The sequence below is a fragment of the Actinomadura montaniterrae genome, assembly GCF_008923365.1.
Lineage (GTDB): Bacteria > Actinomycetota > Actinomycetes > Streptosporangiales > Streptosporangiaceae > Spirillospora > Spirillospora montaniterrae.
Genome location: NZ_WBMR01000117.1, coordinates 1 through 20,017, shown reverse-complemented (window position 1 = coordinate 20,017; position 20,017 = coordinate 1). Strand labels below are relative to the sequence as shown.

Here is a 20,017-nt window from a genome sequence, read left to right as displayed (position 1 = left end):
CCGTTACTGCTCGTCGGCGCGTTCGCGGCCGGAGACGTACGGCGACGCGGTCGAGCCGGCCTTGCGCGGGGTGAGCGACAGCTTGATGCGCTGCAGCGAGGTCGAGGCGAGCCGCCCGTCGGACTCCAGGTCGACGACCCAGAACCGGGCCTTCGCCTTCGCCCCGCCGGCCTTCTCCACGCCGACGCTGACCTCCAGCTCGATCGGGCCGAGCTCGAACTGCAGCCCCTCGCCCGGTGCCGCGGACATCGCCTCGTTGAGCTCGGAGCGCAGGTCGCGGATCAGCTCTCTCAGTTCGATCATGGCGGCGCCACCTACGATTCGAGTCCCGTGAGATCGCTCATGCTAGCCGGTCGGCGTCGACGACCCTGGCTCCGCCGCGTGCGCGGCAGGCCCCGGAACCGCGGATGTCCCGGCCCGTCTTGACGCGCAGCAGCCAGCGGTCCGTTCCGTCGTAGCGCGGCTGGAACGCCGGACGGCCATGGACCGCCCGGCGGTTGTCGAGGAAGTACAGATCGCCCGGGACGGCGGTGAAGGGCCGCAGCACCGCGTCGAGGGCGGCACCCAGGACTGCCAGCGCCTCCGCCGCGTCGTCCGCGCCCGGGGCCGGGACCATGTAGACCGAGTCGGCGCTGAGGTAGGGCCGCTCAGCGGGGCCGTACAGCACGGGCGCGTATTCGATCCGCCCCTCCGTCCCGAGCTGCGGCATGCCGAACAGCGGCCGGCGGAGGACGTCCTCCACCGCCGGGTCGAGCACCAGGTCGTCGGCGAGCCCGATGGTGGTCGGCACCTCCGACGGGTTGCGCAGGCAGAGGAACGCGAGGTGGTCGGGGCTGAACCGGAACCCCGCCTCCTCCGTGTGCCAGGCCAGCTCCCGGGTGCTGCTGGTCGCGCTCACGTGGGCCTCCGCGCCGAGGACCGGCACGATGTGGTTGACGAGATGCCCGTCCTGCGTCGTGGACAGCGCGAACGCGTCACCGACGAGCGACGCCGCCAGGACCAGCAGCAGGTGATGGCGGTGCGTCGCGTCCCCTGCGGGCGGCCATGCGTCCTGCCAGTCGCGCGGGGTGGGGCCGAGCGCCGCGTCGTCGACCGGCCAGCCCTCGACCGCGAACAGCGGCCGCTCGCGGCTGCGGCAGGAAACGAGGAACGTGCGCAACCGCAAGGGCAGGCGCTGTGCGATGGCCTCGGCCTCCTGGACGAAGTCCGCACCGTCCACGTCCCCGTACCGGGCCGCCACCTCGGTGAGAAGCGAGTCGATCTGCTCGACCTCGCCGTCGCGCAAGGTGAGACGGTCCGGTCCGGTCACTTCCCTCCTCGGCGGCGAAGCCCCGGCGGCACGGGCCGCGCCACGGGGAACGGAGCCGGGAACGGAGCCGGTACTCAGCGGACCGGAGGCGGCGGAGGCGGAGGGGGTGGGGGTGGAGGCGGCGGGGTGGGCCGCGGAGTCGTCGGAGAGGGAGGCGCCGGTCGCGGAGGAGGCTGCGGCGGGAAGCGCATCGTCCTTCCCCGCGTGGGCACACCACCCGGGCCTGCGGCCTCCACGGGCGTCCGGGGGGACGTCTCGTCGTTCGGCATTGCGCGTTCTCCTTACCCGCCCCGTCCGGCTCGGGCCGGAACGAAGACACGAAGCCGAAGCCGTCGCGTGACCGCCTCATCGTGAGCGCGCCGTGCCACAGGGTCAAGAACGCAGGCCGACATCGGCCTCATCGGGGGGCTGTACCAGAAAGCGCCGAATTCTCAGGACGCCGCTTGCGTCTCTCGCGGGCGCGCTCTCAGGACGCCGCTTGCGTCTCTCGCGGGCGCGCGTCCACCGGCGCGGCACCGGAACACTCGGCGGCCGCGCCGGCCTGGTCGTTCGTCGTGGTCGTTCGTCGTGGTCGTCCCGGTCACTTCTGCTCGGACCGGGCACGGCGCATCAGCGCCGGCATCATCTTGATCAGGACGGCGGCCATCGCGGCCACCAGCATCCCGACCATCATGCGGCCCGCCATGGCCCGCATGCCGCGCTTGCGCATGCCCATGCTCTGCTTCCTCATCGCTCAACTCCTTCCTGTTCCGGTGGTGGCGCGGCCTCCGCCGCGCGGGTCGCCGGCCGCGAGCTCGGCCAGCAGCCGGTCGAGACCGGCGCCGCCGAACAGGTCGTCCGGAGTCTGCGGGGCCACCTGGGGCCAGTCGTAGAGGACGATCGGCGCGGCCAGCACCGTGCCGTGCCCTCCCGGCGGGCCCGCCAGGACGGGCCACAGGCCGTCGCTGTGGCAGGCCGCCGCCGCACCGGCGAGCCGCGGAGGCGGGTCGGCCGGGGAGACGAACGCCCCGCCGGACGCGTCCGCGACGAGGTGCGCGCACAGCATCGCGGAACGGGCCGCCTCGTCCCGGTCCGCGGCGGCGCCGGTGTTGACGAGCACGGCGCGGAGCCGGACGGCGCCGGGCGCGGCCCGCTCCGCCGACAGCACGACGGTGCCGGTCACCCGGTCCCACGTGCGGACGATCCGCGCCGGCCTCCCGACCGTCCCCTCGACCGGATTCCGGGCCTTCCCCTCGACCGGCTTCTCGTCGAGGCCCGCGGCGATGGCGACCGGCACGCGGACAGGCGAGCGCAGCAGCCGCTCCACCGGCAGCCGGCCGCTGGTGATCTCGCGTTCGCGCGCCTCCTGCCGCGTCCGGTACGTCCCGGGGCCGACCTTCAGCTCCGGCACGGGCGCGTCGCCGTCCATCATCTGCCGGTGCACGGTCTGCAGGAAGCGCAGCGTGAACTCGACGGTCGATTCCGGGCCGTCCTCCAGAAGGAATTCCGCGGACACCGTCCAGCGGCCGCCGGACCGTTCCGCCTCTTCCTTCGGATGGACGCCGCCGATCGTCCAGCGTTTCCCGTGCCGCGCCGCCGAGGCCCGGTAGGGCCACAGCAAATGTCCTTCGTAAAGAATCGTGTCGGCGATCGCCCTCACGGCGTCCATGGGCCGCTCTCCTCCGGCCGCATGGCCATTTCCGCGCTCAATGCGGCGTCGCGGAGAGGGGCGCCGGAGTCGTTCGGCGACGCCGGTCGCGCGGCGTCGTGCAGCCGCCCGGTGTCGTCCGGCTCGGCGTCGTCGTGGAGGGCTTCGGCGGCGCGGAGCAGCTCGTCCACCGTGTCGTCGAAGGAGGTGTGCGCGCGGCGGGCGCGGTAGGCGGCCAGGCGGTCGAAGCGGTCCTCGTCGAGGCGCAGCCAGCGGACGGCGCCGTAGTAGCGGTCCACGAGGCTGCGCCACACCGCGACGGGCAGCTCGCCGGCGGCGCGGTGCCGGCACGGGATCTGCGCGGTGCGCAGCACGCCGTCCTCGCCGGGGTAGAAGACCGTCCCGTCGAAGGCGAGGTCGAGCGGGACGTCGCCGCCGGCCAGGGCGCGCAGGTACTGGTCCGCGGTGACCTGCATGTCGTGCCCGCAGGGCAGCGCGACGGTCACCTCGGTCTCGCCGCGGAACGTCGGGACGGTCACGCCGATCCGCGCCCACAGCAGCCCGCCGGGCGGCTCGCTCGACAGCGCGGCGGCGCCGATCTGCCGTTCGAGCCGGTCGCGTTCGGCGGGCTCGTAGCCGCGCCGCGCCGCCGCGATCGTCACGGTGGTGGTGAGCAGGACGCACTGGACGGGCCCGCCGTCCGGGCGGCGCAGTCCGATGCGCAGGTTCAGCGTGGGCGCCGCCGCGAAGGGCTCGGGTTCGATCCCGAGCAGTTCCAGCGCCAGTTCCGGGACCGTGTTCATGCGGGCGTCACGCCCCGCGCGCCGACGGTGGTCATGGCCCTCCCCCCAGAGATCATTGACCAATTCGACCTGCCCGGCGGGGTTCGCCCGCAAACACCGCCGGATAACCGCCTCCGGCATTTCCATGGCCGCGTAAAGGCGGCCTTCTGCACGGGAAGATCCGGACGGCGGAACCCTTGCCGCCAAGCGAGCGGGACGGCCCGGAAAGCGCGCCCGGACCGGCCGCAGCAACGTGCGCCGTCGATGCAATATCGGGGCAGTTGTCCGGTATGTGGGCGGCGGTGGCCGACGGGGAGATCGCAAAACTTTCCGCAGTCATGCCGGACACGGTGCGGAGGCGCTCGGCTTGACCTGGAGCGCGCTCCAGCTTCTAGCGTTCTGGCTGCCCGCCACGAGCGGCCCCGCCTGTCCGCCGCGAGCGGCCCTGCGCGTCCGCCACAAGAAGTTCTGGCTGCCCGCCACGAGAAGGAGCCCGCATTGCAGTACCGGAAGTTCGGCCGTACCGGCGTCGAGGTCAGCACCCAGTGCCTCGGCGCCATGATGTTCGGCGCGGTCGGCAACCCCGACCACGACGACTCCGAGCGCATCATCCACCGCGCGCTCGACGCCGGGATCAACTTCGTCGACACCGCCGACATGTACTCCGCCGGGGAGAGCGAGGAGATCGTCGGCCGCGCCCTCAAGGGCCGCCGCGACGACGTCGTCCTCGCCAGCAAGTTCTTCTTCCCGCTCGGAGACGAGCGCAACGCGCGCGGCGGGTCCCGCCGCTACATCGTGCGGGCCGTCGAGGCCAGCCTCCGCCGCCTCGACACCGACCACATCGACCTCTACCAGATGCACCGCCCCGACTGGGACACCGATCTGGAGGAGACCCTCGACGCCCTCACCGACCTCGTCCGCCAGGGCAAGGTCCGCTACATCGGCTCGTCGTCCTTCCCGGCCGACCTGATCGTCGAGGCGCAGTGGGCGGCCGCGCGCCGCGGCGGCGCCCGGTTCGTCTGCGAGCAGCCCCAGTACTCGATCTTCGCCCGGTCCATCGAGGACGCGATGCTGCCCGCCGCGCGGCGGCACGGGATGGGCGTCATCCCGTGGAGCCCGCTCGCCGGCGGCTGGCTGACCGGCAAGTACCGGCGCGACGCGGCGGCGCCCGCGGGCTCCCGCTTCGCGCCCTCCGACGACTCGAACTGGAAGGGCCGCACCGTCGACACCGACCCGAGCGCGCCCGTCCGGTACGACGCCGTCGAGCGGCTCGCCAAGATCGCCGACGAGGCGGGGCTGTCGCTGACCCACATGGCGCTGGCCTTCGTCGGCGAGCACCCGGCGATCACCTCGACCATCATCGGGCCGAAGACGATGGCGCAGCTGGACGACCTGCTCGGCGCCGCCGATGTCCGGCTCGACCCGGCCGTGCTGGACGCGATCGACGAGGTCGTCCCGCCCGGCACCGACATCGCGGGCATCAAGCACCTCACCGGGAACCCGTCGCTGGAGGCCGCGAACCGCCGCCGCCCGCGATGAGCTTCTACCACGTCTGCTTCACGGTGCCCGACCTCGAGGCGGCGATGCGCGACCTCACCGCCGCCTCGGGGCTGGCCTGGCGCGACCCCGCCGACGGGCGGCTCGGCGAATGGGACTACCGGATCGTCTTCTCCGCCGGTGGAGCCCCGTTCGTCGAGCTGATCGAGGCCGCGCCGGGCGGGCCGTGGGGCGACACGTCCCGGCCGGGCTTCCACCACCTCGGGTTCTGGACGTCCGACCTCGCGGCGGGGACGGCGAGGCTCACCGCCGCCGGGCTCCCCGAGACGTTCTCCGGCTGCCCGTACGGCCGCGCGTTCGCCTACCACCGCGTCGACTCGATCGGCGCCCACGTCGAACTCGTCGACCGGAGCCTCCAGGCGTCCTTCCTGGACACCTGGAACCCCGGCGGCCCGCCGATGCCCGCCGTCGACGGGCCTGCCGTCGGTGGGCCCGCCGTCGACGAGCCCGCCGTCGATGGGCGCACCATCGACGAGCCCTCCGTCGGTGGGCCCGCCTGAGCCGCACGCCCGCCCTCCCACGGCCGGGGCCGGCTCCTGTGCCGGGCGTTCGCAGGTCAGACGGGCTGACCGATGGGCCGGATCGTCAGGGTGTTGATGTCGACGCCCGCCGGCTGGTCGAGGGCGTGGCAGACGGCCTCGGCGATGGGCTGGGGAGGCAGCGCGAAGGGGGGAGCACCGGCGCCCTCCCAGAAGGGCGTGTCGATCATGCCGGGGTTGACGAGGGTGACGCCGATGCCGCGGGTGGTGGCGTGCAGGCGCAGGTTCTCGGCGAGTCCGGTGGTGGCCCATTTGGTGGCCGAGTAGAGGTTGCCGGGAGAGTTCTTCAGCCCGGCGACGCTGCCGATGAGCACCAGCCGTCCGCCGGTGGCCTCAAGGTGAGGCAGGGCGGCGTGGGCCAGCAGGGCCGGGCCAAGGACGTTGGTGAGGACCATCGGCGCCCACGACGTCGGCTCACCGGCCCCGATGGAGTCACCGGTCATGAACCCGGCGTTCGCCACCGCCGCGTCAAGGGCACCGAAGTGCTCGACCGTGCGGGTCACGACCGACTCGGTGGCCTCCCAGTCCGCCGCGTCCGCGATCATGCCGAGCAGCCGGTCGGGGCGGCCCGCCTCGTCCAGGAAGGTCTTCAGCTTGGTCTCGTCGCGGCCCGTGACGGCCACGCGGTGGCCGCGGTCGAGCAGCAGCCGCGCGGTGTGGGCGCCGATACCGCTGGTCGCGCCGGTGATCAGTACGGTCTTGCTGGTCATGGTCATGCTCCTGAGGTGTGTTCGGGACGGCGGAGGGCGGACGGCGGACCTCGATGAAGGAATGCCGTCCGGACCGCCGATCCCAGGAAACCGGCGCCGTCAGGGGCGAGGAAGGCCGCGTTTATGGGGGGTATAAACGCAACCTCCCTAGCGGCCGGTCCATGGGTACGGTGCGCGAAGGTCCGTGGGTACCGTGGACGAATGGAGCATCCGCCCGAGAGCCACGGCGGCGATCGCACCGGCAACCGCACCGAGAACCGCACTGACAACCGCACCGAAAACCGCACCGAGAACCGCACTGACAACCGCTCGGACATCCGCGACTTCCTCACGAGCCGGCGCGCCAGGCTCGGCCCGGAGCGGGTCGGACTGCCCACGAGCCGGCGACGCCGGGTTCCGGGACTGCGGCGCGAGGAGGTCGCGGCGCTCGCCGGCGTGAGCACCGAGTGGTACACGCGGCTGGAGAAAGGCCACATCGGCGGCGTCTCCGAGGACGTGCTGGAAGCGGTCGCCCGGGCATTGCTCCTCGACGAGGACGAGCGCACCTACCTGCTGGATCTGGCCAGAGCGGCTCGGCCCGCCCGCCGGGCGGCACGGCGCCGCCGCCGCAACGACGTCGAGATCCCGCCCTCCGTGCAGTGGATGGTCGACTCCATGACCATGGCCCCCGCCTTCGTGCGCAACGGCCGCTTGGACATCGTCGCGAGCAACGCGCTGTGCAGGGCCCTTTATTCACCGATGTTCGACAGCGACACCACCGCTGATCGGGGCTGTGCCAACTTCCCCCGCTATTTCTTCCTCGATCCCGGCTCTGCCGATTTCTTCGTCGACTGGGAGGAAGGCGCGAAGGCCACGGTCGCCGTGCTCCGCGCCGAAGCCGGACGCGAACCTCACGACCGGTCCCTGCGTGAGCTCGTCGGCGAACTGTCCACGCTCAGCCCCGAATTCCGCACCATGTGGGCCAGTCACGACGTCCGCATCCACCACCAGGGCGTCAAGCGGCTGGACAATCCCGAGGTCGGCCGCCTGGAGCTGACTTTCCGCTCCCTGAACCTGCCTCTGGCTCAAGGCGCCGTACACGACCTGACCGTTTACGCGGCCGAGCCGGGCACCCCTTCGGAGGACCGCCTCAAACTCCTCGCCAGCTGGACGGCACCTCCGACCTCAACCACAGAACCGCTCCACCCTCCCCGCTGACACCGAACGGTCAGCGAACGCTGAGGGCGGAGTCCACGGCCGTGCGCAGGGCTGCGCGAGTGACCAGCAGGACCGGCCCGTCCGGGTCCTTGCTGTCCCGCACCGCCACCACATCGACCGCGTCCGCGCCCGCGCCCGCCAACTCAACGCAGTTGCCGCCGTTGGAGGCACTGTGGCTGCTCTTGCGCCACTGGGCACTTTTCAGGGACATGGTTTCAGTGTCGGACGCCGGGAAGCGGCTGTCACGGGTCCGCGCGTACACGTTCCGGCAATCACTGAGAAAGGGTGTTCGGGTGGTGGGGGGGGGGGGGGGGTGGGGGGGGGGGTGGGGGGGGGGGCCGCCCGGCCCCCCCCCCCCCGGGGGCCCCCCCCCCCCCCCACCCCCCTCCGTAAGGCACGAAACTCCCCAGCGCGCAACACCAAGATCGGCGAGAAGTCGCCAGGCCCGGCAGCCCTTTCCCCCGCAAAAAATACCGAGAAGAATGTGCCTCGAACGGCCTCGAACGGCCTCGAATGTCAGTCACACAGGGTACTATTTACCTATGCATTCAGTGACGGTCGAGCTCGGGGCCGCGTCCACCATGGAATTGGTGAACGCGCTCTCCGCCATCGCCACTGAACTCGCCACCAGAGACGTCCCCGAATCAGCGGCCGCCTGCCTGGAACTCACTGAAACCCTCGCGGCCGCGTCCGATATGCAGGAAAGCGCGCTGGCTGGATTCATCGGCCGAGTCGACGCCACCGGAGAACAGCAGCGGTGGGGATATCCCTCCACCCAGGCGTGGCTGCGGTCGCGGCTGGGCATGCGCGACAACCGCGCCAAGGAACGCCTCACCCTCGCCCGGCAGCGCCACCGCCTGCCCCAGGTCGCCGCCGCACTCGCCTCCGGGGAACTGTCCTTCGGCTACGCCACCACCGTCGCCGACTCGGTCGCCCGCCTGGACGACACCGACTGCGCAGAAGCCGAGACAACCCTGCTCGGGTTCGTCGACCAGGGCTTCTCGGCCGGGAAGGTCGCAGCGTTCGGGCGCCGCATCCGCGACCTCATCGCCGAGCGCGACGACACCGAAGCCGCACCTGACGAGGACACCAAACGCGGCTATGACAAGTCGTGGCTGACCACGACGCGGTCGCTGGACGGCGGCCGGTATGTGAAGGGCTGGTTGAACCCCGAAGACGCCGCCATCTTCGACGGCACCCTGGCTCCGCTGGCCAAGCCGGCCGGGCCCGACGACCGCCGCGACGTGTCCGAACGCACCGCCGCCGCCCTGTCCAGCGTGCTGTCGGGCGGGCACAAGGCCACCAAGGTCACCGTCATCTGCGACCTGGAGACACTGACCGGAGGCAACGCCCCGGCCCGCCTGACCGACGGAACCCCCATCCCCGCCCCGCAAGCGCGCCGCATCGCCCTCGCGGCCGGGGTATCGCCCCTCCTGCTCGGGCGCGGGAACACTCCGCTGTACCTGGGCCACCGCGAACGATTCGCCTCCGCAGCCCAACGCCAAGTCCTCGAAACCCTCTACCCCACGTGCGCGGTACGAGAGTGCGAGACCCCGGGCACACTCTGCGAGGTGGACCACGTCAACGGGTGGGCACTCGGACACTCACCCACCGACATAGACCAGCTCGCCCTCACCTGCGGATGGCACAACCGGTTCAAACACACTCGCCCCGACCAGATTCAGATCACCAAAGAACAAGACGGGCGCTACGTCTACCGGCTGCTACCACCACCAGACGCCCGAGGATCCACGACTGGCACCGGGCCACCGGGAAGCATCGGCCCACCCGATTCGCCCCTGGACTGGGCCGCATAACGATCACATCCGACGCCACCCCGGCACCCGGCAACGCCGGTAGCTGTTCTACGCCCGTGGGCGCTTTCAGCGACGTGGTTCCAGTGCCGAACGCGGGGATGCGCCGTCCCGGCGAGGCGACGGACGCCCTCCGTGGCGCGCAGCGGGCCGACCGGGGGTTGCGGGAGGGTCAGCGGGTCGCGCGGGCGGAGTTCACGGCGCTGCGCAGAGCCGCGCGGGTGACCAGCAGAACGGGCCCGTCCGGGTCCTTGCTGTCACGCACCGCCACCGCATCCACCGCGTCCGCCAGCTCGACGCATTCACCGCCGTTACTCAAGCTCCGTGTCGACTTCCGCCAGCTCAGGTCGTTGAAATCCATCGCTCTTTGGCCACCTTCTTAATGAGGTCCCGCGACATGTCTCCAGGAAGTGCTCGGTTCCGGAGGTCGACCAGAACGCGCGAGAGACCTGCGAGGTCTGCGGAGTCGTCGGTTGTGAGCCCGCGAATAGCCGTCTCCACGTAGGCTATCTGGCTCATGTCGTCCATCGTAGCGACGACAAAGCTGCTGCCGTTTCCATCGTGCTCGCCACTGCTCAAGACGACTTGGACGGTCACGTTGGGTAACTCGGCCAGCGAGAGCAGATGGTCAAGCTGCTCGATCATGGTCTCCGCAGTGCCGACGGGCCGGTAAAGGGCCTGCTCATCGACCAGAAAGGTCACAGAGGGGGCATCATCCTTGAAGAGGAGCTTCTGGCGCTCCAGCCGAGCCGCAATAGCCTCTTCATCTCCTTTGAGGATCCTGGCCGCGTAAGACGGTGACTGCGCCAGCCCCGCGACGACGCTCAACTGGTAACAGGTCAACTCGATTGCGTCTGACTCGATCTTCGGCCAGTCGAACCAGATCGGTACCGGGTGGCCGTCCTTGTTGAGGTCCTCCCAGAGATTGATGAGGGCACCGTTCGCCTCGAGGTACTCGTCCACGATGACCGTGAACCCTCTGGTGGCGCGCCTCTTACCGTTCTCGATCCGGCTGATCTGCGCGCCGCTCATCTTGGTGAGGTGAGCGATGACTTCCTGCTTGACGCCCTTGGCCTCCCGCAGCCGCCGCAACTGGCGGCCGAAGGCGATGAGGGCGGGCGACTCCTTCGGACGCTGGCGCCGCGGGGGCATGAGCCTACCTCTCGCTGGAAGTTGTCACTGAAGAGAAGCTGCTTCCCATCAGTTACCAAGTGAGCTTGGTAAGCACATCCTAAAGCAGAAAGTGGCTCACTGTGTGCTGTAGAACACACACGGTGAGGAGAGGGATCATGGGTGAGGCGGCGGGGCGTGAGAACGAGATGGTGGTGAAGCAGGATCTCGCGGTCGTGGCGGAGGTGCGGCGGTTCGTGCGGCTGGTCACGGGTGAGTGGGGTGTGGACGACTTCGTGCCGTGCCTGGTGGCGAGTGAGCTGGTCACCAACGCGCTGCGGTACGCCTCGGCGTCGGACGACGATGTGACGTTCCGGATCGGGCGGGCCGAGGACGGGGCGGTGTGGATGGAGGTGCAGGACGCGTCGTGCGAGTTGCCGTGCGTCCAGCGGGCCGACACCGTCAGCGAGGCGGGGCGGGGGCTGTTCATCGTCGATCGGTTCACTCGGTGCTGGGGTGTGCGGCCGGTCGCCGGGGGTGCGGGCAAGGTCGTTTTCGCGGTCCTCGATCCCTGAGCGCGCCCTACTCGTCATGTCGGCGATGGCTGCGGGCAATCGGAAGATCATCTGGGCTTCGGCGGGGCGGCCGAGCATGCAGGGGTTTTTCCCTTCTCGGTGAGGATGGCCATGTGCCTTGATGGACACTGCGAGCGTCACGCCGCCGCGCTGCCGGACGACGACGGCGCCCACACGCTGGACCGGCGGCGGTTGCTGATGGCGGCGGCGACCGGAGCGGCGCTGACCCTCGTCCCCGTCTCCTTCCCGCGGGCGCGGGCCGCCACCGGGCCCGCGGCGGCGCCCGGCGGGGGTGAGGAGGTCAGCCGCACCGTCACCGGGCACCTGGAGACCGGCGCCGCGGACTTCGTGTACCTGCCCGTCGAGGTGCCGAAGGGCGTCCAGAAGATCGCGGTCGAGTACTCGTACGACAAGCCGGCCGTTCCGGCGGGCACGCCTGGAAACTCAGGCGACATCGGCGTCTTCGACCAGCGCGGCGTCAAGCTGGGCGGGAAGGGGTTCCGCGGCTGGTCCGGGGGCTTCCGCACCTCGTTCGAGATCAGCGCCGCGGAGGCCACGCCCGGCTACCTTCCCGGCCCGATCGGCGCCGGGACCTGGAACATCGTCCTCGGCCCGTACCAGGTCGCGCCGCAGGGCATGGACTACCAGGTCAAGATCACCCTGACGTACGGGAGGGGCGGCGCCCCCTTCACGCCGAACTACCCGCCCACCAGGGCGAAGGGGCGGGGCCGCGCCTGGTACCGGGGCGACGGCCACCTGCACACCGTCCACTCCGACGGCCGGCGGCTCCCGTCCGAGGTGGCGGCCGGGGCGCGGGCGGCCGGGCTCGACTTCATGGTGTCCACCGACCACAACACCTCCTCGTCGCACGCGGTCTGGGGCGAGTACGCCGGAGACGACCTGCTCATCATCACCGGCGAGGAGGTCACCACCCGCAACGGGCACTGGCTGGCGCTCGGCCTGCCCGCCGGCGAGTGGGTCGACTGGCGGTACCGCTCGCGGGACGACGACTTCGCCCGGTTCGCCCGCCAGGTGCGCCGGTCCGGCGGGGCCGTTGTGCCCGCCCATCCGTACTGTCCGTACGTCGCGTGCCAGTGGAAGTTCGGTTACGACGACGCCGACGCGGTCGAGGTGTGGAACGGCCCGTGGACCTACGACGACGAGTCCGCGGTCGACACGTGGGACGCCCGGCTCGGGGAGGCGGTGCGGTCGGGCAAGGGCTGGCTGCCCGCGATGGGCAACAGCGACGCGCACAGCGAACCGCAGGTCATCGGGCTGCCGCACAACGTCGTGTACGCCGACGAGCTGAGCACCGGCGCCGTCCTGGACGGGATCCGTGCCGGACGGAGCTGGATCGCCGAGTCGTCCACGGTGAACCTGGCGTTCACCGCCACCGCCGGTGGACGGACGGCGGGGATCGCGGACACGCTGGCCGCGAAGGCCGACGCCCCCGTCGACGTGCGGCTGGAGGTGTCCGGCGTGCCGAACGGGACCGTCCGGTTCATCACGGACGAGGGCCAGATGCACCAGGAGTCGCTTCCGGCCTCCGGGGCGGGCACCGTGGTCTGGCGGACGACGACGTCGCTGGCGGCGTACGTGCGGGCGGAGGTCCGGCACCTGATGGCCGACGGCAGCCCCGGCAAGGGCAACACGATGGGCCCGTCCCTTGTCTGGGGCCCGATGGCCGCCCTCACCAACCCCATCTTCCTCAACCGCACCTGATCGGGCGGCCCCGGACGGCGGGTGCCTCCGCTGATTGACCGGGCTGAGGGGTCATGAGACGTTCTCCTCGTTTCGACATGATCCTTTAAGGAGAGGCCATGCCGTCGCCCCCTGACCGCCGTGCCGCGCTCGCCGCCCTCGCCGCGCTACTCGCGTCCCTCGGGCTCCTGGCAGGGGAGGCGTCCGCCACCGTCACCCGCGGGGCTCCTCTGACCGCGGCGTCCGAGCTGACCGCCTACACCCGGCTCGTCCGGCTCGAGCACGCCGACGCCACTCACCAGGGCCGGATTCTCGCCTCGACCAACAATCGCAAGAACGACACCATCTCCACGTGGGAGAGCACCGACGACGGTGCGTCCTTCCATCTGCTGGCGACGCTCACTCCTCCGACGGTCGGCGACCAGTGGGCCGGGAGCTCGACCCTGTTCGAATTCCCCCGGCAGCTGGGTGCCAGCCCGGCGGGGACGCTGATCCTGGCGACCGCCATCAATGCGGACGGGGGCGGTGCGAACAACCCGGATCCGGACACCAAGATCATCGCTTGGAAGAGCGCCGACTACGGCGCCACGTGGACGCGGGTCGCCGCGCCGATCGTCCAGGGAACGACCGGGCACGGCGTCTGGGAGCCCGAATTCTCCGTCACCGCCGCGGGCGCGCTCGTCGTCCACTTCTCTGACAAGACGCAGCAGCCGGCCTACGGGCAGACCCTGGCGCGGCGAATGTCGAGCGACGGCGGCGAGACCTGGGGGCCGACGGTCAACACGGTCGCCATTTCCGAGCCAACGGTTCCGCTGGACGACAAGGCGTCGCCGGGAATGCCCGTGGTGCGGCAGCTGCCCAACGGCACGTTCCTTATGGCGTACGAGTACTGCAATATCAGTGCCGTGTCCAACGGCACCGGAAAATCGTGCCGCATCTACACGCGAACCTCACCGGACGGGTGGGACTGGGGCGACGTGAACGACGAGGGAACGCTCGTCAGCACCGCCGATGGGAAGCAGCTGTCCCATTCGCCGACCATCGCATGGGCCCCGGGCGGCGGGCCCAACGGCCGTATCCTGCTGGTCGCGCGGCTGGTGGCCAGGCCCGCGGCGGGCGACTCGACCCCCGATGACGGGCCGCTGGAAACGCTCCGCCCGGAGACGGGCAGCACCATCTTCGCCAATACCAGCAATGGCGTCGGCGCCTGGTACGAACTCGACTCCCCGGTGACGATCACCGGTTTCGACGACACCGACGCCCGGTACACCACCTGCCAGAACTACAGTTCGCCGCTGCTGCCCTCGTCCGACGGCTCGCGCGTGCTGCAGATGTCCACGGACTTCGACGGCACCAACTGCCGCGCCTATTTCGCGACGGGCTCCACCTACGGCTCGCTGGACGCCGCGGGCGTCTCGACGTCGGCGACCTACGAGCTCATCAATCTCAAGAGCCGCAAGTGCCTGACGGCGCAGGGCAATGCCACGGCCGACGGCACCAAGGTTCTGCGGCAGCCATGTGACGACACCCGGCTCGCCCAGGAGTTCCGGGCCGTATCCCGTGGCGGCGGCTATTTCTCGTTCACCAAGGCCGGCTCGTCCCCGGCAGCGTGCATGGACATTCCGAACGGCAACATCTCGGCGGATCCCGGCAAGCTCATCCAGCTCTGGCAGTGCAACACCACGACCGCCCAGAACTGGAAGCCCGTCCGCGTGGGGCGCAACGCCTACATGCTCAAGGCGCAGAAGGACGAGAACATGTGCCTGGAGATACGGGACGGCGTCCTCACCGACGGAGAACAGGCGCGGATCTACAACTGCAACGGCCTCGCCCCGCAGATCTGGTACCTGCGCCAGCGCTTGTGAGGCCGGGGCCGGGGTTCCAGGGAGGCGCCCGCTGGAACCCCGGGGCGGGGTCACTTGATGAGGGGGTCTCGGGGGAGGCGGAGGATGCGCTCGGCGATCTGGTTGCGGGTGATCTCGGACGTGCCGCCGGCGATGGACATGCCGCGGGAGCCGAGCCGCATCCGGCCGGCGAACGCGCCGAGGCCCTCGGAGAAGACCAGCTCGGGACCGGCGTAGGCCGACAGCAGCGCGGCGGCGGCGTGGCCGTGCTCGGCGAGGACGAGCTTGGTGATGTTGCCCTCGGGGCCGGGCTCGCCGCCCGCGACGGCGCGCTCCGCGCTGCGCAGGTTGAGCAGCCGCAGCGCCTGCCCCTCGGCCTCGTGGGCGCCGACGCGCTCGGCGCCGGCCGGGACGCGGTCCGGGTGCTCGGTGCACAGCTTCACCAGGTCGGGCAGCTGGTAGGAGCCGCCGGCGCCGCCGCCGATGCTGACCCGCTCGTTGCCGAGCGTGGCGCGCGCGACCGTCCAGCCCTGGTTCGGGGTGCCGACGACGTCGGCGTCGGGCACGAAGACGTCGGAGAAGAACACCTCGTTGAAGTCGGAGTCGCCGGTGATCTGGCGGAGCGGGCGGACCTCGACGCCCGGGTGCTCCATGTCGATCACCATCATGGTGACGCCGGCGTGCTTGGGCGCGTCGGGGTCGGTGCGGACGGTCGCGAAGCCCCAGCGGCAGTAGTGGGCGCCGCTCGTCCACACCTTCTGGCCGTTGACGATCCAGCCGCCTTCGGTCTTCACCGCGCGGGTCTTCACGGAGGCGGCGTCCGACCCGGCCTCGGGCTCGCTGAACAGCTGGCACCAGATCTCCTTGCCGAGCAGCGCGGGCCGCACCCAGCGGTCGATCTGCTCCTGGGAGCCGTGCTGGATGATGGTGAGGATGTTCCAGCTGGTGATGCCGTACTGCGGGCGCTTCACGCCGGCGGCCTTGAACTCCTCGTCGATGACGAGCTGGAGCCCGGCCGGGGCCTCCAGGCCCCACGGCTTCGGCCAGTGCGGCTGGACGTAGCCGGTCTCGATCAGCCTGCGGCGCTGCTCGTCGGGGGACAGCGCGGCGATCTCGCGGGCCAGCTCGCGGACCTCGGCGCGCTTGGCCTCCGCCTCCGGCGGCAGGTCGAGGGTGGTGGCGCGGACGACGCCGGCGGCGAGCAGCCGGGTGACGTCGCGGGCGGCGGCCTCCGGGTCGATGACGGCCTCGATCGCGGCGGCGCGGCGCATCAGCAGGTGCGCGTCGTGCTCCCAGGTGAAGCCGATGCCGCCGTGGACCTGGATGTTCAGCCCGGAGTCGTCGAGGAAGGCCGGGACGGCGAGGGCGGCGGCGACCGCGGCGGCCAGCTCGAACTGGTCGGACGGCCCGGACGCGGCGCGCGCCGCGTCCCACACGGCGGCGGTGCCGAGTTCGGCGGCCACCAGCATGTTCGCGCAGTGGTGCTTGACGGCCTGGAACGTGCCGATCGTGCGGCCGAACTGCTGCCGGACCTTCGCGTACTCGGTGGCGGACTCGACGCATTCGAGCGCGCCGCCGACCGCCTCGGCGGAGTGGAGGGTGCGGGCGATCGCGGTCGCGTGGCCGGCGGCGCCCGCGATGACCTCGACCGGCGCCCCGTCGAGCCGGACGCGGGCGGCGCGGCGGGACGGGTCGAGGTTCGCCGGAACCTCGACGGTCACGCCCGCCGCGTCCGCCTGGACGATCACCACGTCGTCGCCGGCGGTGAGGAGCAGCAGCCCGGCGAGGCCGCCGCCGAGCACGACGGCCTCGCCGGACGCGGCGCCGTCCCGCACGGTCACCGAGCCGTCCAGGCCGAGCGCGGCCGGGACCTCGCCGGACGCCAGGCCGGGCAGCAGCCGCGCGCGCTGGTCGTCGTCCCCGCGCGCGGCGATCACCGCGGACGCCGCCATGGTCGGGACGAGCGGCCCCGGGGCGACCGCCCGGCCGATCTCCTCCGCGACGACCACGAGCTCCGGGAGCCCGTACCCGCCGCCGCCGTGCTCCTCGGGCAGGTGCAGGCCGAGCAGGCCGAGGCCGGCGAACTCCTTCCAGAACGCTGGGAGCGTCTCCTCGCCGGCCTCCAGCAGCGCCCGGTTCGCGGCGCGCGCGTCGTGGTCGCGCAGGAACGCGCGCGCCGTCCGCGCAAGTTCGCGATGCTCCTCGCCGATGGCGATCGCCATGGATCCTCCCAGGGTGTTCCGCGCCTGCGGCGCATGTCGGGTGGTGCCGCTAGCTAATAATTGCTCGCTTACACCCCGTCCTGTCCACCGGCCCCCCGCGGACGCTCCTGGACCACCCACGCGTTGCCGTCCGGGTCGGCGAAGAACGCCATCGTGCTCCACGGCTCCGTACCCGGCCCCTTGACCTGCACGCCGTTCTCGAAGTGGACGACGTCGCCGACGGGGACGCCGCGTCCGGCCAGCTCCTTGTGCGCCGCGACGACGTCGGAGACGACCAGCGTCAGGCCGCTGAGGCTGCCGGGGGAACCGCCGGTGACCAGGTGGATCGAGCAGCCGGAGCCGGGCGGGGTCAGCTGGACGATCCGCATCCCGCCCGGGACGGTCCGGTCGAGGTCGACGGCGAAACCGGCCCGCTCGCCGTAGAACTCCTTGGCGCGGTCCACGTCGGAGACGGGCACCGGCACGACTTCCAGTTTCATTTCCATGGCGGGACAGACCTCCGGCGGCGCCGGAAATCATCGCGCCCGCTACCGGGGCCTCCGCGCCATTCCGGACGGGCCGACGCGGACGCGCGGTCAGCCGCCGGGTTTCCCGGGGTCCGCTTTCCCGCCGGGCTCGCCGTCGTCCCGGTCCTCCCGCGCGCCGCCGTCTCCTCCGTCCGCGCCGTCCGCGCCGTCCGACGGCTCCTCGCGCTCGCCGTCCGGCGCCGGCCCGTCGCCTTCCGGCTCCTCCTCGGTGACGGCGGCCACTTCGGGGGGCAGGTCTTCGGGCGGGTCGCGGAGGGCGGGCCAGGCCCGGTAGACGACGGCGGCGATCGGCACCGCGACGGCCGCGCCGGGGATGCCGCCGACGATCCCGCCGATGCTGATCGCCAGGATGATGGCGAGCGGGTGCAGCCGGACGAGCCGGCCGACCAGCAGCGGCTGCAGCAGGTGGCTCTCGGCCTGGTGCTCGATGATCAGCACGCCGAGGAAGATCAGCGCGATGACGCCGCCCTTGGCGGCGAACGCGACGGCGACCGCGAGCGCGCCGCCGACCAGGATCCCGACGATCGGGATGAAGCTCCCCAGGAAGATCACCACGGCGAGCGGCGCGACCAGCGGGACGCCGAGGACGGCCAGCACGATCGCCAGCACCACGGCGTGGATCGCGGCGACCATGACGGTGCCGTGCACGTACTGCGACAGGGTCTCCCAGGCGGCGCGGCCGGCCCGGTCGATGCGGGGGCGGTAGCGGCCCGTCCCGCCGATCGTCCAGTCCCAGATCCGCGCGCCGTCCTTGAGCAGGAAGAACGTGATGAACAGCAGCAGCACGATGGCGGCGAGCACCTCGACGGTGACCGCGCCCGCCTGCACCGCGGTGTTCGCGAGCTTGCCGCGCCGCTTCTCCAGGTAGTCGATGCCCTGGTCGATGGAGTTCTGGATCTGGGAGTGCTTGACGTGCAGCGGGCCGGTCTCCAGCCAGTGCTGCAGGGAGCGGGCGGTGGACTGCACCTCGTCGGCGAGCTTGGGGAACTCCTGGTTCGCCTGGATCCCGACGAACGTGCCGATCCCGCCGAGCACGGCGAGGGCGAGCAGCATGGTGATCCAGGTGGCGGCGAGGGACGGCAGCCCGGCCCGTTCGAGCCGGGCGGTGAGGGGGCGCAGCAGCGCGCACAGGAACAGCGCGATCGCGCACGGCAGGAAGACGATCTTCAGCGTGCCGATGATCCACACGATGCCGTAGCCGACCGCGCCGATGGCGATCAGCCGCCAGGACCAGGCCGCGGCCGCTCTGAGCAGGGGCGGCGCCGGTGGCGAGGCCGACGCCGCGGACCGCCGGTGTCGATCGTCGTTCATCCGCGTCCCTCCGCCGGGACGCCGGTCTTCTCCCCCACTCCTGGAACTCTATGCGCCGGACCCGCTCACAGGCCGCGCCGGAAGCCCTTGATCGCGAGGGCGGCCGCGGCGGCGCCGACGGCCGCGCTGACGGCGAGGGCGGTGACCGCGTCCGCGAGGGCCGGTTCGCCCAGCGCGACGGAGCGCGCCGCCCGGATCCCGTAGGTGGCGGGGTTGGCGGCGGCGACCGCGCGCAGCCAGCCGGGCAGGGCGCTCGCCGGGACGAACGCCTCCGAGGCGAAGATCAGCGGGAAGGTCGCCAGGCCCGCGACGCTCTGCACCAGCTCGGTGTTGCGGATCCAGCAGGCGATGGCGATGAAGATCCAGCCGAGGCAGCAGCCGGCGGCGAGCGCGAGCGCGGCGGCGCCGAGCGCGCCCAGCGGCCCGCCGGCCGGGCGGAACCCGAGCAGGGCCGCCGCGAGGACGAGCAGCAGCCCCTGCTGGAGCGCGCAGCGGACGGTGTCGGCGGCGCTGCGGGCGAGCAGCACCGACCCGGGCCAGATCGGCATCGACCGGAACCGGGCGATGATCCCGTTCCGCATCTCCTGGGTGAGCCCGACCGCGGTGTTCAGCGCGGCCTGCATCGCCGACGTCACCATGATCGCCGGGACGAGGAAGTCGACGTAGCGGACGCCGGGCGGGAAGCCGGGCGCCCGCGCGACGCTGCCGAACAGCTGGCTGAACATGCCGAGCATCAGCAGCGGCCCGAGCAGGCTCGCGACGACGAGCCGCGGGTCGAGGACGAGAGCGCGCAGCGACCGTCCGGTGAGCACGCGCAGCTGCGTCCAGACCCCGGCGTCCTGCGGGGGCGGCGCCGTGCGGGCGCCGGCGGCCTGGGCGGGCGCGTCGACGGTCACGACGCCTCCCCCGCCGGCGCGCCCGGGCGGGCGGGGCCGATCAGCGACAGGTACACGTCGTCGAGGGTCGGGGCCGTCACGGCCAGCTCGTAGTCGCCCGCGACCTCGGCGTCCAGCGTCCGCGCGACCACCGCGAGGTCGCGGGGGCCGGTCAGCGGGACGGCGAGGACGTCGCGGCGCGGGTCGTACTCGGGGCCGAGGCCCTCGGTGCGCAGCGCGCGGGCGGCGGCCCGCACGGCGTCCGGCCCGGCGAGCCGCGCGGTGGCGGTGCGCCCGCCGACGCGGGCCTTCAGGTC

The 20,017-nt window shown here is 71.9% G+C and carries 20 protein-coding genes and 1 pseudogene; 7 read left to right on the top strand and 14 right to left on the bottom strand.

The window, feature by feature from the left end; translation table 11 throughout:
- Positions 1–3: 3 nt before the first annotated feature.
- From F9B16_RS31195 to F9B16_RS31175, 5 genes are all read right to left on the bottom strand, one after another.
- A complete protein-coding gene (locus F9B16_RS31195; protein ID WP_151543802.1) occupies positions 4–303 on the bottom strand; it encodes a trypco2 family protein in 300 nt (99 codons plus the stop codon).
- Between the two features lie 37 nt (positions 304–340).
- A complete protein-coding gene (locus F9B16_RS31190) occupies positions 341–1,309 on the bottom strand; it encodes a Fe(II)-2OG oxygenase family protein (protein WP_151543801.1) in 969 nt (322 codons plus the stop codon).
- Positions 1,310–1,889: 580 nt separating this feature from the next.
- A complete protein-coding gene (locus F9B16_RS51345; protein WP_192809080.1) occupies positions 1,890–2,039 on the bottom strand; it encodes a hypothetical protein in 150 nt (49 codons plus the stop codon).
- A gap of 3 nt (positions 2,040–2,042) precedes the next feature.
- Complete coding sequence (locus F9B16_RS31180; RefSeq protein WP_151543800.1) at positions 2,043–2,957, bottom strand: hypothetical protein; 915 nt, start codon at positions 2,955–2,957, stop codon at positions 2,043–2,045.
- Positions 2,945–3,739: a DUF6084 family protein gene (locus F9B16_RS31175; RefSeq protein WP_151543799.1), complete on the bottom strand. Its 795-nt coding sequence runs from the start codon at positions 3,737–3,739 to the stop codon at positions 2,945–2,947. Before F9B16_RS31175 ends, F9B16_RS31180 begins: the two co-directional genes overlap by 13 nt.
- 477 nt (positions 3,740–4,216) lie before the next feature.
- Here F9B16_RS31175 and F9B16_RS31170 point away from each other — a divergent pair, with 477 nt between their 5' ends.
- Both F9B16_RS31170 and F9B16_RS31165 read left to right on the top strand, forming a co-directional pair.
- The gene (locus F9B16_RS31170; RefSeq protein ID WP_151543798.1) at positions 4,217–5,257 is read left to right on the top strand and encodes an aldo/keto reductase; all 1,041 of its coding nucleotides are present in this window, start codon (positions 4,217–4,219) and stop codon (positions 5,255–5,257) included.
- A complete protein-coding gene (locus F9B16_RS31165; RefSeq protein ID WP_151543797.1) occupies positions 5,254–5,775 on the top strand; it encodes a VOC family protein in 522 nt (173 codons plus the stop codon). Before F9B16_RS31170 ends, F9B16_RS31165 begins: the two co-directional genes overlap by 4 nt.
- A 56-nt stretch (positions 5,776–5,831) precedes the next feature.
- Here F9B16_RS31165 and F9B16_RS31160 read toward each other — a convergent pair whose 3' ends face one another.
- Positions 5,832–6,524, bottom strand: a complete 693-nt coding sequence (locus F9B16_RS31160) for an SDR family oxidoreductase (protein WP_151543796.1) — start codon at positions 6,522–6,524, stop codon at positions 5,832–5,834.
- A gap of 201 nt (positions 6,525–6,725) precedes the next feature.
- Between F9B16_RS31160 and F9B16_RS31155 the strand changes: the two genes are divergently transcribed.
- Positions 6,726–7,721, top strand: coding sequence for a helix-turn-helix transcriptional regulator (locus F9B16_RS31155; protein ID WP_151543795.1), 996 nt, complete (start codon positions 6,726–6,728; stop codon positions 7,719–7,721).
- 10 nt (positions 7,722–7,731) lie between these two features.
- Here the strand turns inward: F9B16_RS31155 and F9B16_RS31150 are convergent, their stop codons facing one another.
- Positions 7,732–7,932, bottom strand: coding sequence for a DUF397 domain-containing protein (locus F9B16_RS31150; RefSeq protein ID WP_151543794.1), 201 nt, complete (start codon positions 7,930–7,932; stop codon positions 7,732–7,734).
- Between the two features lie 340 nt (positions 7,933–8,272).
- Here F9B16_RS31150 and F9B16_RS31140 point away from each other — a divergent pair, with 340 nt between their 5' ends.
- Positions 8,273–9,538 carry an HNH endonuclease signature motif containing protein gene (locus F9B16_RS31140; RefSeq protein WP_192809079.1) on the top strand — a complete coding sequence of 422 codons (1,266 nt, stop codon included), beginning with the start codon at positions 8,273–8,275 and terminating at the stop codon, positions 9,536–9,538.
- Between the two features lie 169 nt (positions 9,539–9,707).
- Here F9B16_RS31140 and F9B16_RS31135 read toward each other — a convergent pair whose 3' ends face one another.
- Positions 9,708–9,896: a DUF397 domain-containing protein gene (locus tag F9B16_RS31135; protein WP_151543792.1), complete on the bottom strand. Its 189-nt coding sequence runs from the start codon at positions 9,894–9,896 to the stop codon at positions 9,708–9,710.
- Positions 9,878–10,687 carry a helix-turn-helix domain-containing protein gene (locus F9B16_RS31130; protein WP_151543791.1) on the bottom strand — a complete coding sequence of 270 codons (810 nt, stop codon included), beginning with the start codon at positions 10,685–10,687 and terminating at the stop codon, positions 9,878–9,880. Before F9B16_RS31130 ends, F9B16_RS31135 begins: the two co-directional genes overlap by 19 nt.
- 137 nt (positions 10,688–10,824) lie before the next feature.
- Here F9B16_RS31130 and F9B16_RS31125 point away from each other — a divergent pair, with 137 nt between their 5' ends.
- The 3 genes from F9B16_RS31125 to F9B16_RS31115 all read left to right on the top strand — a co-directional run bounded on the left by F9B16_RS31125 (position 10,825) and on the right by F9B16_RS31115 (position 14,786).
- The gene (locus F9B16_RS31125) at positions 10,825–11,220 is read left to right on the top strand and encodes an ATP-binding protein (RefSeq protein ID WP_151543790.1); all 396 of its coding nucleotides are present in this window, start codon (positions 10,825–10,827) and stop codon (positions 11,218–11,220) included.
- A gap of 111 nt (positions 11,221–11,331) precedes the next feature.
- Complete coding sequence (locus F9B16_RS31120) at positions 11,332–12,942, top strand: CehA/McbA family metallohydrolase (protein ID WP_192809078.1); 1,611 nt, start codon at positions 11,332–11,334, stop codon at positions 12,940–12,942.
- Positions 12,943–13,040: 98 nt separating this feature from the next.
- Complete coding sequence (locus F9B16_RS31115) at positions 13,041–14,786, top strand: RICIN domain-containing protein (RefSeq protein ID WP_151543789.1); 1,746 nt, start codon at positions 13,041–13,043, stop codon at positions 14,784–14,786.
- A gap of 50 nt (positions 14,787–14,836) precedes the next feature.
- Here F9B16_RS31115 and F9B16_RS31110 read toward each other — a convergent pair whose 3' ends face one another.
- From F9B16_RS31110 to F9B16_RS51340, 5 genes and pseudogenes are all read right to left on the bottom strand, one after another.
- Positions 14,837–16,987 (bottom strand): acyl-CoA dehydrogenase, encoded by a 2,151-nt coding sequence (locus tag F9B16_RS31110; protein ID WP_151543788.1) that lies wholly within the window; start codon positions 16,985–16,987, stop codon positions 14,837–14,839.
- A 68-nt stretch (positions 16,988–17,055) separates the two neighbouring features.
- Positions 17,056–17,466 (bottom strand): VOC family protein, encoded by a 411-nt coding sequence (locus F9B16_RS31105; protein WP_225992086.1) that lies wholly within the window; start codon positions 17,464–17,466, stop codon positions 17,056–17,058.
- A 96-nt stretch (positions 17,467–17,562) separates the two neighbouring features.
- Entirely contained in the window at positions 17,563–18,825 is a 1,263-nt protein-coding gene (locus F9B16_RS31100; RefSeq protein WP_151543786.1) for an AI-2E family transporter, read from the bottom strand.
- A gap of 65 nt (positions 18,826–18,890) precedes the next feature.
- A complete protein-coding gene (locus F9B16_RS31095; protein WP_151543785.1) occupies positions 18,891–19,721 on the bottom strand; it encodes an ABC transporter permease in 831 nt (276 codons plus the stop codon).
- Positions 19,718–20,017: pseudogene (locus F9B16_RS51340) on the bottom strand (hypothetical protein); the annotation flags it as partial. The pseudogene F9B16_RS51340 and the gene F9B16_RS31095, both read right to left, overlap by 4 nt.